A 17,340-nucleotide genomic window follows, 5' to 3' on the forward strand; every position below is an offset into this window, starting at 1 on the left:
CCAGAGGTCTTGCGGTCGGGTGTCGTTTTCCATGCACCGGGTCAGGCGTCGACCTGGTCGAGCATCGCCTCGGCCCGCTCGGCGTTACCCTCGGCCAGGCCGCGATCGATGGCGGAGCGGGAGCCGAGCCACATCACCACGCCGATCAGGAACACGGCGACCTCGGTGATCGTCAGCGACCAGATGATGCCGGTGAGACCGAACCACAGGTTGCCGAGGAGCACGACAGGTATGAAGATCACGCCCTGCGACACCGACATCACGATCGCCGGCACCGCCCGACCGGTCGCCTGGAACAGCGAGGTGAGGAGCCCGGCGAAGCCGTTCACGATCATGGCCACCAGTTGGGCGGTGAGGATCGTGACGCCGATAGCCAGCACGGAACGATCGTCGGAGAAGGCGGTGATCACCTGCTCGCGGAAGGCGAACACGGTCGTCGCCGAGATCAGCGTGACGGCGCCCACCGTCAGGGCGGACACCCGGACGGCCGACATCAGCCGTGGCCTGTCGCCCTTTCCGTAGGAGTAGGCGAGCAGCGGCAGCACCCCGAGGGTGACGCCCATCACGAGGAACTCGGGCACCTGCGCGATGCGGACGGCGACGCCCATCGCCGCGAGAGCCGTGTCTCCGTAGGCCGCCGCGAGATTGTTGAGCACGAGCGAGGTGATGATGAGAAATGACGACTGCAGCAGCTCGCTGACCCCCACGCCGAACACGGGCTTCAGCACGGCGGGCGACAGGGTGAACCAGCGGGGCGAGACGCTGATGTGTTCGCTGTGCCGCTGCAGCCAGACGACGAAGTAGATCACGACGCCGAGGTTCGACAAGCCCATCGCGAGGGCCGCGCCGGCGACGCCCCAGTGCAGCACCAGGATGAAGAGGATGTCGAACACGACATTCGCGACGGTCGACGCGATGAGTCCGACCATCACCTGCCGCGCAGCGCCCTCGGCCCGCACGAGCTGTTCGAGACAGAAGGCCGCGGCGAGAACCGGTACGAACGCGAGCAGCACGGCCACAAACGCGCCGGTCGCCGGTGCTGCTGCCGCATCCGCCCCCAACACCATGACGAGGGGATCCAGCGCGAGCAGTCCGATGCCGCCCAGCACCGTCCCCACGATCACGGCGCCCCAGACGGCGAACGACGAGACGTGTTTGATCTCGGCGGCCTTCGACGGCTCCTTCTCGGCCGCGCCGAGCAGGCGCGAGATGAGCGCGCCGCCGCCGACGCCGAACACCCCGCCGACGGCCATGACCAGGCCGAGCAGAGGTGCGCCGAGGGTGACCGCGGCGAGCAGCGTGGCGTCGTGCAGCGAGCCGATGAATCCGGCGTTGATCACGTTGTAGACGGCGCCGACGATCATCGCGGCGGCCAAGGGAATGCAGAGGTGGACGAGGGCGCGGACGATCGGCGCCGACGAGAGATACCAGCGGTTGCTGCCGACAGTGGTTTCGGGGGTGGTTGGGGTGGTCATGGCGTGCTCCTTCTGGGCAGGCGTGGGCGCGCGCCGACGGACGCCGGCACGGCGATGGGGGGATCGACAAAAAGAGGTCGATAAGGAGAGGCGGATGCGCGGACTGGCCGCGCGGCACCGGTGGGAAGCGCGCCCGCTACGAGCGCGTCGGCTGGGGCAGGTGCGCGGTCACCTTCGACAGGAGCGCGTGCAGGGCGGCCCGCTCGTCAGGGTCGAGGGGGGCCAGGATCGTGTCGTCGGCGGCGGCCATCGCGGCCGCGAAGCCGTCGATCAGCTCGACTCCGGCGGGGGTGGCGAAGACGCGCTTGACCCGCTCGTTGCCCTCCTCCGAGCGGCGCTCGATGAGGCCGCGTCGCTCGAGCCCCTGCAGGAGGCTCGAGACGCTCGCGGCGCTCGTGCGAGAGACGGCGGCGATGTCGCGTTGGATGGCGCCCGGGTTCTGCACCAGGTAGCCGAGCACGAAGCTTTGCGGGTGGCTGAGCTCGCGCTCCCTGATCCATTCCTCCCCGGCCTTCATCTGCGCCCAACCGATCCAGCGCACGAGTTCGAGGCTGGTGGTGAGCGGCGGTGCGTGTTCGTCCATAGTCAGAACACTAACCGTTCGAGTTCTAACTGTCAACGTTCGAACTGATCGAATAGGGTGAGGGCATGACCGAATCCCTCGTTGTGATCGTCGTCGCCCTCGTGGCCATCGCCGCGGCCACCGTCGTCGCCCCGCGAATCGGCATCGCGGCCCCCTTGGTGCTCGTGACGATCGGGGTGGTGGCGAGCTTCCTGCCGGTCTTCGAGTCGGTGTACATCGAGCCGGAATGGATTCTCGCCGGTATTCTCCCTCCCCTGCTCTACTCTTCCGCGGTGTCGATGCCGGCGATGAACTTCCGGCGCGAGTTCGGCGCGATCAGCGGCCTCTCCGTGGTGCTCGTCGTCGGCAGCGCCCTGCTGCTCGGCCTCTTCTTTATGCTCGCCCTGCCGGGGCTCGGGTTCGCCTGGGGAGTCGCGCTCGGCGCGATCGTCAGCCCGACGGACGCCGTGGCGACCTCGATCATCAAGCGCACCACGGTGTCGAAACGCGTCGTCGCTATCCTCGACGGCGAGAGTCTGCTCAACGACGCGACCGCGCTCGTGCTGCTGCGCACCGCGATAGTGGCGGCCGCGGCATCCTTCTCCTTCTGGGGCGCGGTCGGCACCTTCGCCTACTCGGTCGCGGTGGCAGCGGTCATCGGCGGGCTCGTCGCGCGGCTGAACCTCGAGGTGCGCAAGCGGGTGACCGACTCCACGGTGAACACCGTCATCTCGTTCACGGTGCCCTTCCTCGCGGCGGTGCCCGCAGAACTGCTCGGTGCCTCGGGGCTCGTGGCGGCGGTCGTCGCGGGCCTGATCACGGGAATCCTCGCACCCCGCCAGCTCTCGGCACAGAATCGACTGTCGGACACCCAGAACTGGCGCACCGTCGAACTCGTGCTCGAGGGGGCGGTGTTCCTCACGATGGGACTGCAGATCAAGTCGATCGTGACGAACGTCGAGGAGGCGCACGCCGGCACCGGGCCGGCCGTGCTCATCGCGGTCGGTGCGCTCCTGCTGACGATTCTGGTCCGGGCCGCCTATGTCGGGCCCCTGCTCGCCGTGCTGAAGAGCCGGTCGCGGCACGCCGAGAAGCTGCAGGTGCAGTTGCAGGGCATGCAGGAGAAGTTCGCCGTTCCCGAGGGTACGCAGGAGGCCTTCGGTGACGTGAACCGGCGGGGCCGGCAGCCGTCCGAACGTGACCTGCAACGATTCGCGGTGCGGGTGACGCGCGGGCTCGCCGACATCGAGTACTTCCGCCGCCAGCCCCTCGGCTGGCGCGAGGGCACCGTCGTCGTGTGGGCGGGCATGCGCGGCGCGGTCACCGTGGCCGCCGCGCAGTCGCTGCCCGAGGACACCCCGCAGCGGTCGGTGCTCGTGCTCATCGCCTTCACCGTCGCCGCCCTGTCACTGCTCGTCCAGGGCGGTACCGTCGGCCCGCTCGTGCGCCGCCTCACACCACCGACGGGCGCCGCAGCAACGGGCGGCCAGGAGAACGACGAACGTGCCCGGATCATCGCCATCATGAGGGCCAGCGCGGACTCGGTCGGCGAGCTGCGGCGCCCCGAAGGCGAACCCACGCCGGCCGACCTGCGCGAGTCGCAGGCCCACCTGCTGACCGTGCTGGCCGCTCAACGGACCGCGCTGCTCGACGCCCGCGACAACGGCACTTTCGACGCCGACGTGCTCGCGAACGCGCTCGCCAATCTCGACGCCTCGCAGATCGCGATCGAGATGCGCGGCGGCCCGCACTAGCCCGCTTCGTAGCTCTCGGCGATCGAACTGTCACCCGTCGGCGACACCGTGATGCGGAGTTTCGCGGGGATCTGTTCCTTCATGGCCTCGACGTGGCTGATCAGGCCGATGGTGCGTCCGCCCTCGCGCAGCCCGTCGAGCGTGGACATGGCGATCTCGAGGGTCTCGCCGTCGAGCGAGCCGAAGCCCTCGTCGATGAACAGGGTGTCGAGCGTGATCGCGCCGGTCTGATTCGTGACGACCTCGGCCAGGCCGAGTGCGAGGGCGAGGGAGGCGAGGAACGTCTCGCCGCCGGAGAGGGAGTGCGTCGCCCGCGTGCGTCCGGTGTGCTCGTCGCGGATGGCAAGACCGAGCCCCGACTTGGTGTTGCGATACTGCAGCGCGTCGTCGTGCTCGAGCGTGTACCGGCCGGCGCTCATGGTGCGCAGGCGCGAGTTCGCGGCCGTGACGATCTGCTCGAGTTGTGCGGCGAGCACGTAGGTCTCGAGTCGCATCCGGCGCGTGTTGGGTTCTTCGCCGCGCACCACGCTCGCGAGCTGGCGCAACTGCTCGAACTCGAGGCGGCGTTGCGCCGTGGCGTCGCGTTGAGCGCTCACCGCGACGACGAGCTGTTCGAACTGCGTCACCCGTCTGCTCAGCACGGCGGTCGTGTCGCGGGCCCGGTCGCGTGCCTCGAACGCCGCCTCCTTCGCCGCACGCGCGGGGTCGACGGCGACCGGCCCGTCGGGCGCCGCCGCGATTCCGGGTTCGTCGAGGGTGGCCTGCGCTGTCGCTCGGGCCTCGTCATGCTCGCGGATGCGCGTCTCGAGCCGTGCGATCTCGGCCGGATCGCGCCGTGCCTCGTTGGCCGCGTCGACACCGTCGAACGCCTGCTCCTCGAGTTGTGCGGCGAGGGCAGCGCTCGCGTGTTCCAGTGCCTCGGCCTTGTTCGCCGCGTCGGCCTCGGCGGCGAGCAGGGCCCGGGCGGCCGCCAGCCGTGTCTCGAGCTCGGCGACGCGAGCCGACACCGATTCGGCGTCGCCCCGGTGCTTGGTCGTGCGCGCGAGGATGGCGTCGCGTCTGCTCGTCGTCTCGGTGAGCGACGAGGCGACGGCGCGCTGATTCTCACGCAGGTGGTCGAGCTGGGCGTCGAGCGCCTCGATCTCGCCGCGCACCCGCGTGCGTTCGGCCTCGATGGCGGCGAGCTCGTCGACGGCGGAACGAGCGCCCCGTAGCGCTTCGGATGCCGCGGCGAGTGCCTCGTCGAGCTCGTCGACGTTCCTGCCGTCTGCCCGGGCCCGCGCGTCGGTCAGGCGCGACGCCGTCTCGTTCGCGGTGGAGTGCGCGTCGTCCATGGCGGTGCGGGCGGCCGCGAGCCGGTCGCGGGCCGCATCGATATCGTCGGCGGTGACCGGAGTCTCGCTGTGCTCGGCCGGCCGCGGGTGACTCGTCGAGCCGCACACCGCACAGGGCTCTCCGGCGACGAGGTTCTCGGCGAGTTCGCCGGCGAACCCGCCGAGGCGGCGTTCGAGCAGATCGTCGAGGTCGACGGCGGCGCGGGTGTGCGCGGAACTCGCCTCTCGTTCGGCGAGCCTGTGCAGCTCGAGCAGCGGCTCCAGTTCGGCCGCCTGCTGTGCAGATTTGAGCGCCGTCGTCGTTCGCGAGACGGTGTCGGCGGCGTCGGCGGAACGCGCCGCTCTGCTCGCGGCGTGCGTCGCCCTCTGCCCGAGCTCGTCGAGCTCGGCGGGGAGCGCGGCGGAGCGTTCGATCGCGGCCGCGAGGGCGACGGCGGCCGTGTCGCTCGAGGCGGCGAGCTCGGAGATGCGGCCGTCGAGGGCCGGCAGGGTGTTCTCTTCGGCAAGCACGTCGGCGAGCGTGCCGAGGGTCGCGGCATACGCCTCGACCGCCTCGTCGAGCGGAGTGCCGTCGGGCTCGTACACGGCGCGAGCCCGCGACGCCCGGTCGGTCGCGCGGTCGAGCGCGGTCTGCGCCCGGTCGCGCGCGTCGATAAGCGGGGCGACCGGGGCGGCGCGGCGTGCGGCGTCGAGTTCGAGCCGGTGGCCGGCCACCTCGGTCGCTCCGTCGTCGAGGGCCGCGATCGTCGTGGCGGCCGTGTCCCGCCGCCGCTGCAGCGCGGCGAGGTCGAGTAGAGCGCGGTGTTCGAGGTCGGCGACCGCGAACTGCTCGTCGGCGGCGTCGGATTCGCGGGTCGCGGCGACGAGGCGCACGGCCAGATCGGCGAGGGCTCCGGCGAACCACTCTGAGTCGGGGGCCGTCGGTGCTTCGTCGAGCTCGAGCAGGCGTACGGCGTGTTCGACCTGCTGGTCGAGGGCTCCGTCTGCGGTGGCCAGCTCGGCCTGGACGGTCTTGCGTCGTTCGTCGAGCGCGACCTCGATCTTCTCGAACCGCTCGGAACCGAAGAGCGTACGCAGCACCGACTGGCGGTCGTCGTTCTTGGCGAGCAGAAACTGCTGGAACCGGTTCTGGGCGAGCAGCACGACCTGCAGGAACTGGTCTTTGGTCAGCGAAACGATCTCGGCCAGCTCGTGGGCCACATCGACGGGCTTGGCCGCGATGACCTCGCCGGCCCGGCTGAGCGAGGCGTCGTGGGCCTGCTTGGTGGTGCCCGAGCCGTTCTTCTTGGGGCGCAGGTATTCGGGCACGCGCCGCACCGTGTAGTCGACCCCGCCGACCGTGAACTCCAGCTCGACGAAGCTCGGGTCTTCGGGCTCGCAATGGTCGCTGCGCAACTGTGCCTGGGTGCCGTCGAAGCGGGGAATGCTGCCGTAGAGCGCAAAACAGATGGCGTCGAGGATGCTGGACTTGCCCGCGCCGGTCTTGCCGGTAATGAGGAAGAGCCCCGCGTCGTCGAAGTGGGTGAAGTCGACCCGCTGTTCGTGCCGGTATGGCCCGAAGCCGGCGAGGGTCAGCGCGCGGATCTTCATGCCGACGCCTCTTTTGCGGCCTGCTCGGCGATCACTTCGGCGACGAGCGCCGCCTCGAAGTCGGTCGGGCCGACCCCGTTGCGCACGAGTTCGAGAAACCCCGCGACGATCTGGTCGTCGGTCTTCTTCTCGATGCGCTCACGGTAGGTGGCCGCGCCGGCCTCCGCCACTACGGCGGGACGGTATTCGAGCATGGCCGCGAAGGGGAACCGGTCTTGCAGGCGCCGCATCGCGTCCATCGGACGGACGCGGTCGGTGAGGACGGCGGCGACCCAGTCGTTCTCGAACTCGCCGTACCGTTCGGAGCCGACCAGCTCGTCGAGATCGCCCGTGAGCACTGTGAGGCGGCGGGGAACGGGCAGGTCGAGCCACTCGACGGTGTCTACTCCCCCGGCGTCGAGCTCGACGAGCCAGCCGCCGCGCGGCTTGTTCGCCTCGCCGAACGAGTAGTGCAGCGGCGCGCCGGAGTAGCGCACGCGGTCGGTGATGACCGAACGGCCGTGGATGTGCCCGAGCGCCACGTAGTCGGGGCCGTCGAACACGGACGCGGGCACCAGGTTCAGCCCGCCCGAGGTGATGTCGCGCTCGACGTCGGTGGCCTCGTTCGACGCTGCGACGCCCGAGGCGAAGCAGTGGGACAGCACCACCGAACGGACCTGCCGAGCCGCGACATCCGACCGCACCTGATTCATCACGAAACCGAGCACCTGCTCGTGCGTCCGCAGGTCTTCGCCCGGGTGCCGAGTTCTGAAGATCGACGGCTCGAGGTACGGGATGCCGTAGAACGCGACCGGACCGTATTCGTCGTCGATGAGCACCGGTTCGAGGTGCTGCTCGGGACGGGTGATGATGTGGATTCCGGACAGGGTGGCCCATTCGCTCTGGAACCCCAGTCGTGTCGCGGAGTCGTGGTTGCCGCTCGTCATGACAACCTGGACCCCGGCGCCGCGCAGGTCGCGCAGCGCGCCGGAGAGCACGGCGAACGCCTCTGCCGACGGCATGGACGAATCGAAGATGTCGCCCGCCACGACGACCACGTCGATGCCCCGCTCGCGCACCTCGGCGACCATGGCGGCGAGCACCACGCGCAGGTGCTCGAGCGTCGAGTGCCCGTGGAAGGTGCGCCCGATGTGCCAGTCGGAGGTGTGCAGGATCTTCATGCTCGCAGGCTACCCGCGACCCCCGACGGTGGCCCTGAGCACACGCCCCGGCGACCGTAAGCCGCCTAGGCTGGAAGGATCATGCGCCTCATTCTCATCCGCCACGGCCAGACGCCCGCCAACGTCCTCGGACAACTCGACACCGCCCACCCCGGACCGGGATTGACCGAACGCGGACTCGAACAGGCCGCCAAGATTCCGGATGCGCTGCGCGCCGAGCCGATCGACGCGATCTTCGCGTCCACCCTGGTGCGCACCCAGCTGACCGCCGCCCCTCTCGCGGCCGACCGCGGTCTTGCCGTCACCATCCTCGGGGGAATCCACGAGATCGAGGCGGGCGACCTCGAGGGCAAGAGCGACCGCGAGTCGGTGCGCGCCTACCTCGAGACCGTTTTCGCCTGGGGGCTCGGCGACCTCGACGTGACGATGCCCGGCGGGCCGGACGGCCACAACTTCTTCGGACGCTACAACGCCGACCTCGCCGAGTTAGTGGAGTCGGGCCTGGAGACGGCCGTCGTCGTCAGCCACGGCGCCGCGATCCGGGTCTGGGTCGCCGGCAACGCGAGCAACATCACCCCGCAGTTCGTGGGCGACCACGAGCTGATGAACACCGGAATCGTCATCCTGGAGGGATCCTTCGACGAGGGCTGGACCCTCCTCGAGTGGGAGAGCACCCCCGTCGGCGGCGCGCTGACGGCCGACGAAGTGGCGGCGGACCCCACCGGCGAGACTCTGGAAGAGGCTCGCGAATAGCGGCCACACCGTCGTAGCATCGAGCCACCACCACACGGGAGGGCCTCTGATGCGTCGCGTCACCTACACGATGGGCGTCTCGCTCGACGGCTACGTCGCCGGAGCGGACGGGAGCCTCGACTGGGGCACGTTCGACGAAGAGCTCTCCCGCATCGTCGTCGACGAGATCCGCGAGGTCGGCGTGCACCTGATGGGCCGACGGCTCTACGAGTCGATGCTCGTCTGGGAGACCGCCGATCAGGATCCGTCGCTCGACGAGGCGATGCGCGAGTGGTCGGGCATCTGGAAGCCGCTGCCGAAGGTGGTGTTCTCGCGGACGCTGACCGGCGTCGAGGGCAACGCGCGACTAGCGACGCGCAGTCTCGCCGAGGAGATCGAGCGGTTGAAGGCCGAACCGGGCGGGGGCACGATCGCCATCGGCGGCGCGACCCTCGCCGCCGAAGCGGCCGAGCTCGGCCTCATCGACGAGTACACGATGCGCGTGAGCCCGGTGTTGATCGGCGGCGGCATCCCGTACTTCTCCCACGACAAACGCCGGACGGACCTCGAGCTCGTCGCGAACCGCACCCTCGATTCGGGTCTCGTCTACCTCCGCTACCGGGTGCCCCGCTAGCGCCAGCCGGCCGCCGGTGCCACGTACTTTACGATGCTCTCGAGCAGCGCGGCGTTGTACTCGACTCCGAGTTGGTTGGGCACGGTGACCAACACCGTGTCGGCCGCCTGCACCGCGACATCCTGAGCCAGCTCGGCCGCGATCACATCGGGTTCTCCGATGTAGCTGCGCCCGAAGCGGGCGAGTCCGCCATCGAGGTGTCCGACCTGGTCCTTGCCCTCCACCTGGCCGCGCAGCCCGAAGTAGTTGCGGTCGGCCTCGGAGACGAGCGGGATGATGCTGCGGCTCACCGAGACGCGCGGGGTGAAGTCGTGGCCGTGTTCCTTCCACTCGTCGCGGTAGATCTGGATCTGCTCGGCCTGCAGCTCGTCGAACGGCACCCCGGTGTCTTCGGTGAGCAGTGTGGAGCTCATCAGGTTCATGCCCTGCTCGGCCGCCCACTTGGCGGTCGCGCGCGTGCCGCTCCCCCACCAGATGCGCTCGCTCAGCCCGGGCGACTGCGGTTCGATCGCGAGCGCGCCGCCCATGCCGCGGTTCATCTGCGGGTTGGCTTCGGCGACAGCAGCACCGTCGATCGCGGCCCGGAAGATGGCGGTGTGCCTGCGGGCCTGATCGGCGTCGGTCTCGCCCTCCGCGGGCCCGTAGCCGAACGACTCGTAGCCGCGCAGCGCGGTCTCGGGCGAACCCCGGCTCAGTCCCAGCTGCAGGCGACGGTTGCTGATCAGGTCGGTGATGGCGGCTTCCTCGGCCATGTACAGCGGGTTCTCGTAGCGCATGTCGATGACGCCGGTGCCCAACTCGATGGTCGAGGTACGCGCGGCCATGGCGGCGAGCAGCGGGTAGGGCGAGGCGAACTGCGGGGCGAAATGATGCACCCGCACGTAGGCCCCGTCGACGCCGACCTCCTCGGCGGCGACCGCGAGCTCGACCGTCTGCAGCAGCGAGTCCTGCGCGGTGTGCACCAAAGAACCGGGAACGTCTTGGTAGTGGCCGAAAGAGAGGAATCCGATGCGCTTCATGATGGATGAAGCGTACCGAGAGTCACGCGTATTCCCGATGTGTTTGCATGGACCGGCCGCAGGGCGCGAAAAGTTCTAGGCTCGATTCGTGACGAAAACCTTCGCGAACGAAACGGACGCGCGGCGCTATGCCCTGCGAGACGGCGACGAGCTGCTCGCCGTTCTCGACTACGCAAGCAACGGGCAGGCGATCTCGCTCACCCGCGCATTCACCTCCCCCGCCCACCGCGGACGCGGTCTCGCAGCCGAGATCGTCGAATACGCCGTGAACGACATCGAGAAGACCGGCACGCTGCGGATCGTTCCGATGTGCTGGTACGTGGGCGAGTGGTTCGACAAGCACCCCGAGCGCTCGGCTCTGCTCACCAGGTAGCCACCCATGGCCGGGATCTTCGAGAATCGGGCGGACGCGGGCCGGCGGCTCGGAGAAGCGGTGCGCCGCTCGCTGGGAGATTCGGATGCGCCTCGCGAAACGGTCGTTCTGGGCCTGCCGCGCGGCGGTGTCCCCGTGGCGAGACTCGTGGCCGACATCATCGGGGCGCCGCTCGACGTGCTCGCCGTGCGCAAATTGGGCGGGCCGCGACATCCGGAATTCGCGGTCGGGGCCATCGCCGAGGGCGGCGTGCGACTCGTCGACGATGACGCCGTGCGGCACACGCACCTGCCAGCGAGCGACCTCGAGCGGGTCGAAGCGGCCGCGCGGGTCGATCTCGCGCGTCTTCTGAGCCTCTACCGCGGCGGTCGCCCCGCGCGCGCGATCGCGGGCAGACGGGCGATCATCGTCGACGACGGCGTCGCGACCGGGGCGACGGCGATCGTCGCCTGCCGCGCCGCCCGCCTGCTCGGTGCCGGCGAGATCGTGCTCGCGGTACCGGTGGCTCCGCTCGGCTGGGAGCGCAAACTCGCCGACGAGGCGGACGCGTTCGTGGTCGTCTCGACCCCTCGCGACCTGTGGGCCGTCGGTCGCTGGTACGTCGACTTCGCGCAGACGAGCGACGACGAGGTCATCGCCGCGCTCGACCGATAGGGGCGTCTGCAACACTGGGGTATCGATACCTTCACCTTCTCCAGCCTGTTCGAACGCTCCGCTCCCCTCGACGTCTCCATGCCCGTGCTCGTGGGGGTCGTCGCCGTCGCGGCGCTGCTCAGCATCCCCCGTCTCACCTGGCAGTGGTTCGGCCTGTTCGCGACCCTCGTGCACGAACTCGGGCACGCCATCGCCGCCATCCTGAGTGGGCGGGTCGTGCACGGCATCCGCATCAGGCGCAACCACTCGGGCGACGCCATGAGCTCGGGGCGACCCGGTTTCGGCACCGTGCTCAGCGGAGTCTTCGGCTACCCGGCCCCCGCGATAGTGGGGGCCGCGCTGTTGTGGAGTGTCTTCAACGGGTATACCGCGATCGCGTTGTTCGTTGGTGGCGTCATCCTGATTCTCACCCTGCTCGTCATCCGCAACCTGTTCGGCGTGCTCGTTGTGCTCGCCTCGGCCGGCGTCGCGGCGCTGCTCTGGTTCTACGGCTCCCCGGAGGTGCGCGGATACGCGCTGCTCGTGCTCGGTGTCGCGCTCCTCGTCGGTGCCGTGCGCGGCCTCGTGACCGTGATCGGCGTGCACACGTCGCGGCGCTCGCAGTTGCAGACCTCCGACGCCTACCTGCTCTACAAAAGCACGGGTGTGCCCTCGCCCGTCTGGCTGCTGCTGTTCGCGGTGCTCATCGGCGCAAGCCTCACCTTCGCAATAGGGACTTACGCGGCCAACGGTTAGCGTGAGAGCATGACCGACTACGACGCCATCATTGTGGGCTCCGGCCCGAACGGGTTGTCCGCGGCGGTCACCCTCGCCCGCGCCGGGCTGAAAGTGATCGTGTACGAGCGCAACCCGACGATCGGCGGCGGCGCTCGCACGGCCGAACTCACCCTGCCGGGTTTCCTGCACGACGTGTGCTCGGCCGTGCACCCGATGGCACTCGCTTCGGGGTTTTTCCGCAGGTTCGGGCTCGATCAGCGCATCGACCTGCGCGTGCCCGAGGTGTCGTATGGGCACCCCCTCGACGACGGACGCGCGGGCATCGCGTGGCGTGACCTCGATCGCACCGCCGACGGGCTCGGCGTCGACGGGGCGGCGTGGAAGAGCCTGATGGGGCCGCTCGTGGCCAACGCCGGCCGGGTGGCGCAGTTCACCGGCTCCCAGTTGCTGCAGCTTCCGAGACATCCGCTCACCGCCGCCCTTTTCGGCCTGCGCTCTCTCGAACAGGGCTCGCCGGCCTGGAACCTGCGCTTCCGCGAAGATGTCGCGCCCGCGATGCTCAGCGGCGTCGGCGCGCACTCCATCCGTCCCATGCCGAGCCTCGCCACGGCGGGCGCGGCCCTCTCCCTCGGCACCTACGCGCACGCGCACGGCTGGCCCATCCCCATCGGCGGAAGCCAGTCGATCGTGAACGCGCTCGCCGACGATCTCCGCGCCCACGGCGGTGAGATCGTCACCGACACCGAGATCTTCTCGCTCGACGAACTGCCGTCATCGAAGGCCGTTCTGCTCGACGTGAGCGCGAAGTCGATGCTGCGCCTCGCCACCCTGCCCGAGGCCTACCGTCGCCGGGTCGAGCGCTTCCGCTACGGAGGGGCCGTCGCCAAGGTCGACTTCGCGCTCTCCGGGCCGGTGCCGTGGACGAACCTCGACCTGCGCCGGGCGGGCACGCTGCACGTGGGCGGGACCCGCGCCGAGATCGCGGCGGCCGAGGCGGATGTCGCGGCCGGACGTCACAGCGAAAAGCCCTACGTCCTCGTGGCACAGCCCTCGATCGCCGACCCCACGCGCGCGCCTGAGGGTGGTCACGTACTCTGGGCCTACACCCACGTACCGCACGACTCGTCTCTCGACCAGACCGAGGCCATCACCCGGCAGATCGAACGGTTCGCGCCCGGTTTCCGCGACCTCGTGCTTGCCCGCTCGAGCATGACGGCGCGCGACATGGAGAACTACAACCCCAACTACGTCGGCGGCGACATCGCCTCGGGCGGCGCGAGTTTTGCCCAGTTGCTCGCGCGTCCGGTGCTCTCGCCCGAGCCTTGGCGCACGCCCGCCCCCGGCGTCTACCTCTGCTCGTCGTCGACGCCCCCCGGACCCGGAGTGCACGGCCTGCCCGGCTACTACGCCGCCCGCAGCGCTCTCCGGCACGAATTCGGCATCACCGCCGCCCCGAACCTCGCCCCGTCCCCCGCCACAACGTCTGCGCCGTAAGGATCACATGTCAGTCAACGTCCGCACCATGAACTGTTCCCCCGAGGCGGTCTTCGCCGTTCTCGCCGACGGGTGGATCTTCCCGACCTGGGTTGTCGGGGCGTCCAGGATGCGAGACGTGGATGACGCGTGGCCCGCCGTGGGCTCGAAGCTGCAGCACTCGTTTGGGGTGTGGCCCGCGCTGATCAACGACGAGACGACCGTACTCGAGTGGGATCCGCCACGGCGGATGGTGATCCAGCCCAAGGGCTGGCCGATCGGTGAGGCCCGGGTGACGCTCGACGTGAAGCCTCGCGGGCACGGCTGCGTCGTGCGCATCACCGAGGGCGCAGTGAAGGGCCCGGGCTCCCTCGTTCCCGACTTCCTGCTCGACCCGCCGCTCTATCTCCGCAACATCGAGACGCTGCGCCGCCTGGCCTACATCGCCGAGGGCAAGAGCTCGAACGGCGACGCGTAGCGCCGTTCGGCCCCCCGGTTACTTCTTCTTCGCCACCACGGTGGCGATTGCGCCGCCGAGCGCAGCTGCCGTCGCCGCGGCGAGACCCCAGCTGAGCCCGCGGTTGCGGATGGCCCACACCTGCGGCGACCCGTTGTGGGCCTGGTCGCTGAAGATACCCGTGGCGCCCTGGTCGCCGGGTACCGGCGCGTACAGGTTGTTCGGCAGCATCGGCTCGGTCTTCTCGGGAGCCTGCTGGCCGTCGTAGCCGCTCTTGGCCAGGTACCAGTCCATAAAGCCGGCGGCGAAACGGTTGCCGAGCACGGTACCGACTGTCGGCTCCCCCACCCAAGTGCGGCGGCGCGGCTTCTCTGCGACGGCCACGATCGCGCGGGCCCCGACCTCGGGCTCGAAGATCGGTGCGACGGGCATCGGGTGATGCGGCAGATCGGTCTTCACCCAGTTGAACTGGATGGTGTTGAGCGCGGGCATGTCGACGGTGGAGATCTTCACGGCGCTGCCGTTGTGAATCAGCTCGGTGGTCACCGACTCGGTGAAGCCTTGCACGGCGTGCTTGGCGGCGCAGTAGGCGGCCTGCAGCGGGATCCCGCGGTGGGCGAGCGCCGACCCGACCTGGATCACGTGGCCGTGGTTGCGCGGGACCATGCGGCTGAGAGCGGCACGGGTTCCGTTGACGAAGCCGAAGTAGTTCACCTGGGTGGCGCGCTCGAAGTCGGCGGGGTCGGTCGAGAGGAACTCGCCGAACACCCCCACCATGGCGCCGTTCACCCAGAGGTCGATGCGGCCGAGTTCGGCCTCGGTGCGGTCGGCCGCGCGTTCGACGGCTTCTCGGTCCGAGACATCCGTGGAGATTCCGATGGCGCGCTGTCCGAGTGCTTCGACGTCGCCGACCGCGCCGGCAAGACCGTCTTCGCCGCGTGCGAGCACGGCGACGTCCCAGCCGGCGGCGGCGAGCTGTCGCACGACGGCGCGGCCGAGACCGGCGGAGCCTCCCGTGACGACGGCGACCCTGCTCTTCGTGGATCCTGCTGTTTCGTGCTCTGCGGCGGACATCGGGCGCTCCTCAACGTGTGACGGACTTCCACCCTACGAAGCGCCGCGCCATTCGCCGCCTCCGTGGCTGGGCCTTGACCGGCGGTGCGCGACCTGTAGTCTCCCGCCGGCGTCAGCGCGCCGCCCGCACCCTTTCCTCCCCAGCCGATCGGCCGTGCCGCGAGCCCACTGTTCGTCGGTCCCGGCGCCCTGCCCCGCCCGGCGGAATCTACGGTTCCAGTCATGATCATCGAATCCGGAATCGACGTGCTCCAGGCGCTCTGCGGCAGCGTGAGCAGCGACAACCCCGACGGGCTGTGGATCGTGGCGATGGACGAGAATCTCCGCCTGCTCTACGTCGAACCGGTGGTCCGGCAGCTGTCCGGCCCGGTCGAGCAACATCTCGACGACATCGCGGAATACCTCGGCAGCGCGCGGGACATCGCCTACTTCGCGCTCGGGTGGACCAGTGCGGTCGAGGTCGACAGCGAGTCAACGTGGTTGGCCGACGTCGACCGGCGGCTGCACGAGGATCCCGGCGTCGCGGTATCCCGACTGCTCGGCATCATCGTGTTCGACCGCTCGTCGCTCTACTCGAGCCTCCCCCACTGCGAGTTCAGCATCGAGCGGGGTTTTCAGGACCTGCCACGCGCGATGATGGTGGCCGGGCCGCACGGGTTGGACTGCTCGTGTCCGCCCTGTGCCGCCGAGCGTCGCGCCTTCGATCAGTCGACGGACGACTCGTACGGTGACGGCCTCTACGGCGACGACCCGTACGGCGAAGACCCCTACGGTGGCGGTGCATATGGCGAGGGTGCATATGGCGACGGCGCGTACGGCGGCGGCGCATATGACAGCGGCGGCTCGTACGGTGACGACGGCTACACCCCGTATGCCGACGAGCGGTTTGCCGACGGGCCGTACGTTCCGACCCCCGGTCGGCGCCGGTCGCGTCGTCGGCGGCGCCCGCGCCTCTACGACCCCGACTACGAGCCGCCGATGGCGCTCGACGGACTGCAGTTCGACCGGTTCACCAACCGCTGGCACCCGCCTCCCGCCCGTGCCGGCAAACGCTGGACACGCGACGAAGAGCAGACCATCGCGCTGTCCCACGAGCAGGGGCTCAGTTGTTTCGACATCTCGCTGCTGGTGCAGCGGCAACCGAAAGCCGTGGCAAAGCGCCTGAACAAGCTGGGCCTGTCATCGTCGACGATGGTGCCGTCGTTCTAGTCGGGCAGTTCGCTCTCGACCCGGTCGCGCAGCGCGGCGTTCATCGCGTGGAACGACGGCGCCGTCTCCCCGTGCAGCATCCCGGTGACGAAGAGCACGGCGACGCCGCGGAACTGCTCGTTCTGGGTCAGCCGGGTGCGCCCGTCCGGCAGTGCCTCCAGCGTGAAGCTGTGTTCGCCGTCGAAAATGCCGACGACGCCCAGGTGTCCTTCCCAGCGCAGTTCGCGGTTGCGTTCCACGTCGCGAACCGTGGGGGTGAAGGTCATGCCGTCGGTCTCGAACGTCAGCCGCGCGCCCTCTTTCACCTCACCGCGCATGCCCGTCAGGGTCGGGTTCCACTCCGGGTACGCGTCGAAATCGGTGAGGGCCGTCCACACTCGCTCGGGTGGCGCGTCGATGTCGACGCTGGTCTGGATCGAATACGGATGCGCCCGCTGCCACAGCGCGAGAATCAGCACGATCGCGAGCATCGTCACGGCGCCGATGCCTGCTCGGCGCCAGTCGAACCGTCGCTTGGCGCCCGGCATCCCGGTCATCGCGCGCCAGCCAGCACGGTTCGCACGAGCGCCCGCGCGTACGCGTCGTCGAGGGACCCGCCCGTGATCAGCACGCGGTAGTAGACCGCTCCCGCCAGTTCGTCCGTCACAACCTCCGGGTCGAGGTCTCGACGCAGCGCGCCGCCCGCGATCCCGCGCTCGAGCACCGCGGCGGTCGCCGCCCGACGGTCGGACCACAACCGGTCGACGGCCGAGCCGAGATCGTCGTCGCGCATCCGGGCGGCCGCGAGCTCCGCAACGAGCCGACGTATCGGCGCGGGATCGAGCACGTGACACATGCCGCCGGCGATCGTGGTGAGGTCGTTCGCGATGTCGTCTGCCTCGTCGCCGGTGTTCGGAACGTCCACCACGCCCTGCCAGCCGGCGACGACGCTCACGACCAGATGGTTCTTCGTGGGCCAACGGCGGTACACCGTCGTCTTCGCCACACCGACACTGCGGGCGATCTCGTCGACGACGAGCCCGTCGTAGCCGTCCTGCAGCAGGGCTTCGGCCGCGGCGGCGAGGATGAGCGCGTCGGACTCGGTGTTACGCGGTCGCGCCATTCTGCCCCCTCGAGATAAGAC

At 69.6% G+C, this 17,340-nt stretch carries 17 protein-coding genes; 9 read left to right on the forward strand and 8 right to left on the reverse strand.

The window, feature by feature from the left end:
* Window positions 1–41: 41 nt before the first annotated feature.
* Both IEV96_RS03530 and IEV96_RS03535 read right to left on the reverse strand, forming a co-directional pair.
* Window positions 42–1,475 carry an MATE family efflux transporter gene (locus IEV96_RS03530; RefSeq protein ID WP_188509308.1) on the reverse strand — a complete coding sequence of 478 codons (1,434 nt, stop codon included), beginning with the start codon at window positions 1,473–1,475 and terminating at the stop codon, window positions 42–44.
* A 136-nt stretch (window positions 1,476–1,611) separates the two neighbouring features.
* Complete coding sequence (locus tag IEV96_RS03535; RefSeq protein ID WP_188509309.1) at window positions 1,612–2,058, reverse strand: MarR family winged helix-turn-helix transcriptional regulator; 447 nt, start codon at window positions 2,056–2,058, stop codon at window positions 1,612–1,614.
* A gap of 65 nt (window positions 2,059–2,123) precedes the next feature.
* Between IEV96_RS03535 and IEV96_RS03540 the strand changes: the two genes are divergently transcribed.
* On the forward strand, window positions 2,124–3,791 hold the full coding sequence (locus IEV96_RS03540; RefSeq protein ID WP_188509310.1) for a cation:proton antiporter: 1,668 nt from the start codon (window positions 2,124–2,126) through the stop codon (window positions 3,789–3,791).
* Here IEV96_RS03540 and IEV96_RS03545 read toward each other — a convergent pair.
* Both IEV96_RS03545 and IEV96_RS03550 read right to left on the reverse strand, forming a co-directional pair.
* On the reverse strand, window positions 3,788–6,715 hold the full coding sequence (locus IEV96_RS03545; protein ID WP_188509311.1) for an AAA family ATPase: 2,928 nt from the start codon (window positions 6,713–6,715) through the stop codon (window positions 3,788–3,790). The genes IEV96_RS03540 and IEV96_RS03545 overlap by 4 nt on opposite strands.
* Window positions 6,712–7,875 (reverse strand): exonuclease SbcCD subunit D, encoded by a 1,164-nt coding sequence (locus tag IEV96_RS03550; protein WP_188509312.1) that lies wholly within the window; start codon window positions 7,873–7,875, stop codon window positions 6,712–6,714. The genes IEV96_RS03545 and IEV96_RS03550 overlap by 4 nt, the downstream gene beginning before the upstream one ends.
* A gap of 81 nt (window positions 7,876–7,956) precedes the next feature.
* On the opposite strand from IEV96_RS03550, the gene IEV96_RS03555 reads away from it, so the two are divergent.
* Window positions 7,957–8,628, forward strand: coding sequence for a histidine phosphatase family protein (locus IEV96_RS03555; RefSeq protein ID WP_188509313.1), 672 nt, complete (start codon window positions 7,957–7,959; stop codon window positions 8,626–8,628).
* Between the two features lie 49 nt (window positions 8,629–8,677).
* Window positions 8,678–9,241 carry a dihydrofolate reductase family protein gene (locus tag IEV96_RS03560; RefSeq protein ID WP_188509314.1) on the forward strand — a complete coding sequence of 188 codons (564 nt, stop codon included), beginning with the start codon at window positions 8,678–8,680 and terminating at the stop codon, window positions 9,239–9,241.
* Here the strand turns inward: IEV96_RS03560 and IEV96_RS03565 are convergent.
* Window positions 9,238–10,260 carry an LLM class flavin-dependent oxidoreductase gene (locus tag IEV96_RS03565; RefSeq protein WP_188509315.1) on the reverse strand — a complete coding sequence of 341 codons (1,023 nt, stop codon included), beginning with the start codon at window positions 10,258–10,260 and terminating at the stop codon, window positions 9,238–9,240. The two genes, IEV96_RS03560 and IEV96_RS03565, sit on opposite strands and share 4 nt — an antisense overlap.
* An 88-nt stretch (window positions 10,261–10,348) precedes the next feature.
* Here IEV96_RS03565 and IEV96_RS03570 point away from each other — a divergent pair, with 88 nt between their 5' ends.
* The 5 genes from IEV96_RS03570 (at window position 10,349) to IEV96_RS03590 (ending at window position 13,955) form a co-directional block, all read left to right on the forward strand.
* Window positions 10,349–10,633: a GNAT family N-acetyltransferase gene (locus IEV96_RS03570; RefSeq protein WP_188509316.1), complete on the forward strand. Its 285-nt coding sequence runs from the start codon at window positions 10,349–10,351 to the stop codon at window positions 10,631–10,633.
* Between the two features lie 6 nt (window positions 10,634–10,639).
* On the forward strand, window positions 10,640–11,287 hold the full coding sequence (locus IEV96_RS03575; protein WP_188509317.1) for a phosphoribosyltransferase: 648 nt from the start codon (window positions 10,640–10,642) through the stop codon (window positions 11,285–11,287).
* Window positions 11,288–11,365: 78 nt separating this feature from the next.
* The gene (locus tag IEV96_RS03580) at window positions 11,366–12,022 is read left to right on the forward strand and encodes a M50 family metallopeptidase (RefSeq protein ID WP_188509318.1); all 657 of its coding nucleotides are present in this window, start codon (window positions 11,366–11,368) and stop codon (window positions 12,020–12,022) included.
* Window positions 12,023–12,031: 9 nt separating this feature from the next.
* Window positions 12,032–13,498, forward strand: a complete 1,467-nt coding sequence (locus IEV96_RS03585; protein WP_188509319.1) for a phytoene desaturase family protein — start codon at window positions 12,032–12,034, stop codon at window positions 13,496–13,498.
* A gap of 7 nt (window positions 13,499–13,505) precedes the next feature.
* Complete coding sequence (locus IEV96_RS03590) at window positions 13,506–13,955, forward strand: SRPBCC family protein (protein ID WP_188509320.1); 450 nt, start codon at window positions 13,506–13,508, stop codon at window positions 13,953–13,955.
* Between the two features lie 18 nt (window positions 13,956–13,973).
* Here the strand turns inward: IEV96_RS03590 and IEV96_RS03595 are convergent, their stop codons facing one another.
* Window positions 13,974–15,008 carry an SDR family oxidoreductase gene (locus IEV96_RS03595; protein WP_188509321.1) on the reverse strand — a complete coding sequence of 345 codons (1,035 nt, stop codon included), beginning with the start codon at window positions 15,006–15,008 and terminating at the stop codon, window positions 13,974–13,976.
* Between the two features lie 222 nt (window positions 15,009–15,230).
* On the opposite strand from IEV96_RS03595, the gene IEV96_RS03600 reads away from it, so the two are divergent.
* Window positions 15,231–16,217 carry a hypothetical protein gene (locus IEV96_RS03600; protein WP_188509322.1) on the forward strand — a complete coding sequence of 329 codons (987 nt, stop codon included), beginning with the start codon at window positions 15,231–15,233 and terminating at the stop codon, window positions 16,215–16,217.
* Here the strand turns inward: IEV96_RS03600 and IEV96_RS03605 are convergent.
* Together IEV96_RS03605 and IEV96_RS03610 are read right to left on the reverse strand one after the other, a co-directional pair.
* Window positions 16,214–16,753 (reverse strand): SRPBCC domain-containing protein, encoded by a 540-nt coding sequence (locus IEV96_RS03605; RefSeq protein WP_188509323.1) that lies wholly within the window; start codon window positions 16,751–16,753, stop codon window positions 16,214–16,216. The genes IEV96_RS03600 and IEV96_RS03605 overlap by 4 nt on opposite strands.
* Window positions 16,750–17,319: a TetR/AcrR family transcriptional regulator gene (locus tag IEV96_RS03610; RefSeq protein WP_188509324.1), complete on the reverse strand. Its 570-nt coding sequence runs from the start codon at window positions 17,317–17,319 to the stop codon at window positions 16,750–16,752. The genes IEV96_RS03605 and IEV96_RS03610 overlap by 4 nt, the downstream gene beginning before the upstream one ends.
* Between the last annotated feature and the right edge of the window lie 21 nt (window positions 17,320–17,340).

Source organism: Conyzicola nivalis, from assembly GCF_014639655.1.
Lineage (GTDB): Bacteria > Actinomycetota > Actinomycetes > Actinomycetales > Microbacteriaceae > Conyzicola > Conyzicola nivalis.

Bases quoted from the DNA above. Each gene is read 5' to 3' on its own strand.
- IEV96_RS03580 (WP_188509318.1), top strand. From the start codon at position 11,366: ATGCCCGTGCTCGTGGGGGTCGTCGCCGTCGCGGCGCTGCTCAGCATC.
- IEV96_RS03535 (WP_188509309.1), bottom strand. From the start codon at position 2,058: ATGGACGAACACGCACCGCCGCTCACCACCAGCCTCGAACTCGTGCGC.
- IEV96_RS03560 (WP_188509314.1), top strand. From the start codon at position 8,678: ATGCGTCGCGTCACCTACACGATGGGCGTCTCGCTCGACGGCTACGTC.
- IEV96_RS03550 (WP_188509312.1), bottom strand. From the start codon at position 7,875: ATGAAGATCCTGCACACCTCCGACTGGCACATCGGGCGCACCTTCCAC.
- IEV96_RS03595 (WP_188509321.1), bottom strand. From the start codon at position 15,008: ATGTCCGCCGCAGAGCACGAAACAGCAGGATCCACGAAGAGCAGGGTC.
- IEV96_RS03585 (WP_188509319.1), top strand. From the start codon at position 12,032: ATGACCGACTACGACGCCATCATTGTGGGCTCCGGCCCGAACGGGTTG.
- IEV96_RS03540 (WP_188509310.1), top strand. From the start codon at position 2,124: ATGACCGAATCCCTCGTTGTGATCGTCGTCGCCCTCGTGGCCATCGCC.
- IEV96_RS03530 (WP_188509308.1), bottom strand. From the start codon at position 1,475: ATGACCACCCCAACCACCCCCGAAACCACTGTCGGCAGCAACCGCTGG.
- IEV96_RS03565 (WP_188509315.1), bottom strand. From the start codon at position 10,260: ATGAAGCGCATCGGATTCCTCTCTTTCGGCCACTACCAAGACGTTCCC.
- IEV96_RS03555 (WP_188509313.1), top strand. From the start codon at position 7,957: ATGCGCCTCATTCTCATCCGCCACGGCCAGACGCCCGCCAACGTCCTC.
- IEV96_RS03600 (WP_188509322.1), top strand. From the start codon at position 15,231: ATGATCATCGAATCCGGAATCGACGTGCTCCAGGCGCTCTGCGGCAGC.
- IEV96_RS03610 (WP_188509324.1), bottom strand. From the start codon at position 17,319: ATGGCGCGACCGCGTAACACCGAGTCCGACGCGCTCATCCTCGCCGCC.
- IEV96_RS03545 (WP_188509311.1), bottom strand. From the start codon at position 6,715: ATGAAGATCCGCGCGCTGACCCTCGCCGGCTTCGGGCCATACCGGCAC.
- IEV96_RS03575 (WP_188509317.1), top strand. From the start codon at position 10,640: ATGGCCGGGATCTTCGAGAATCGGGCGGACGCGGGCCGGCGGCTCGGA.
- IEV96_RS03605 (WP_188509323.1), bottom strand. From the start codon at position 16,753: ATGACCGGGATGCCGGGCGCCAAGCGACGGTTCGACTGGCGCCGAGCA.
- IEV96_RS03590 (WP_188509320.1), top strand. From the start codon at position 13,506: ATGTCAGTCAACGTCCGCACCATGAACTGTTCCCCCGAGGCGGTCTTC.